Genomic DNA, 1669 nt, shown 5'->3' with positions numbered 1-1669 from the left:
AGGAAAGACATCTCAGGTTCTTAAAAGTCAAGCCGCAGCAGTGAGCGGAGGTGGAAAGGCCTGATGTTCGTCGAAAGGTTGTCCTGTTTGGAGGCAGTGGTGGAGCTGTCCGAGGAACTTGTTGAACAGGTGTCGTTGGGCCTGGTGGTTCCAGTCTCCGGCGGCGCGGCGGGCGTCGAAGTGTCTTCTCGCTCCGGGGCTGGCGCGCAGCGAGCTCAGCGCCCAGATCGGGCCGACCGCGGCGAGACGCCGGTTTTTGATGTGCCGGTGCGAGATCACGGTTTTCCGGCCGCTGGCGCGGGTGATCGGAGCGGCTCCGGCGTAGGCCTTGAGGCCGCGCGGGTCGGTGAAGCGGGCGCGGTCGTCCCCGATTTCGGCGAGCACCCGGGCGCCGGCCAGCAGTCCCAGGCCGGGGAAGCTGGTGATGATCTCGGCGTCCGGGTGCCGCTCAAAATGGGTCCGCGTCGCCTCCGCGAGGCTGTCGGCGGCCGCGCAGGCTGCTTCGAATTGGCTCAGCAGAGCCGAAAACTGGATGCCCATCGCGTTCTCCACGATCGGCGGCCGCCGCAACCGCTGCGATCGGAAGATCCCGTAGAGCCGGTCGACGTCGGTATCGACGTTGCGTCGGCGCCCGGCCTTCGTCAGCAACGATCGCAGTTGTGCGCGGGTCAGCTTCGCCGCGAGCGCGGGTGCCGGTGCCGCGGCGAGGACGGTGCGGGCGTCGCGGCGTGCCAGGCCGCCCTCGGGCTGTCCCGCGAACGCGTCGAGCGCGGCGGGATAGAACTCTTTGAGCAGCGAGCGGAGCTGGTTGCCCAGCTGCTGTCGGCCCCAGACCGCGTCCTGCTGTGCTCGCGCGAGCACCCGGACGGCTTGGGCGAGGTCGGTGTCGGCGGGCAGCGGCCGGTGCGCGTCGGCGTCGGTGCGCACGATGTTGGCCAGCATCACCGCGTCCGCGGCGTCGGACTTCGCACCCGAAACCTGGTGCCGGGCCCGGTAACGCGACGCCGAGAGCGGGTTGATCGCGTAGACGGTGCGGCCGGTGGCGCGCAGTGCGGCCACCAGCAGCCCGTGGTCGGTCTCGATCCCGACCGGGATCTGCGCGTCGGCGGTGTCCCCGGCTTCGGCGAACAGGTCCAGCAGTCGCGCGAACCCGGCCGCGTCGTCACCGATCCGGGCCTTCGACACCACGGTTCCAGCGTCGTCGATGATGGCGGCATCGTGGTGGGATTCGGCCCAGTCGATGCCGCAGAACAGTGTCAAACTGTCACGTCTCCTTCACTATTTCTGCTGTTCACGGGTCCAGGCGGGGTCACGCAGCGCCCTAATCGCGGGACTCGGCGGTCCGTCATCTCAGTAGCCGTTCGTGACTCCAGCACACCGCAGGGACCTCGTTCTGCCGAAGAGCTCGAAGCTCGGGAACACATCGAGAGGTCACCTCCTGCGGCGGACTCGAGCCACGACATCCCACCACCACGATCACCGATCCACCGGCAGACGCGCCGTTCTCTCCGAAGTCGGTCGAGCGACCGGAAAACCTAGGCGCCGCCCGCCGGTGGATCCGCACCAACCAACCCGTGCACCAGGCCGTTCTTTCCTAAGACGTCGAACGTCTGGAGCCAAACAGGCCTCAGCCACGAGCTGGAAGAACTACCCCTACTACCGATTAGGA

At 67.8% G+C, this 1669-nt stretch carries 1 protein-coding gene; it reads right to left on the bottom strand.

Translation table 11 applies throughout. The features are described 5' to 3' along the window. Positions 1-27: 27 nt before the first annotated feature. On the bottom strand, positions 28-1260 hold the full coding sequence (locus ACZ7SW_RS46765; protein WP_470236838.1) for an IS110 family RNA-guided transposase: 1233 nt from the start codon (positions 1258-1260) through the stop codon (positions 28-30). Between the last annotated feature and the right edge of the window lie 409 nt (positions 1261-1669).

It is taken from the genome of Amycolatopsis sp. NPDC114484 (assembly GCF_055633755.1).
Note: the sequence above shows the minus strand (reverse complement) of the source record. Positions and strands in the feature narration are given on the sequence as shown.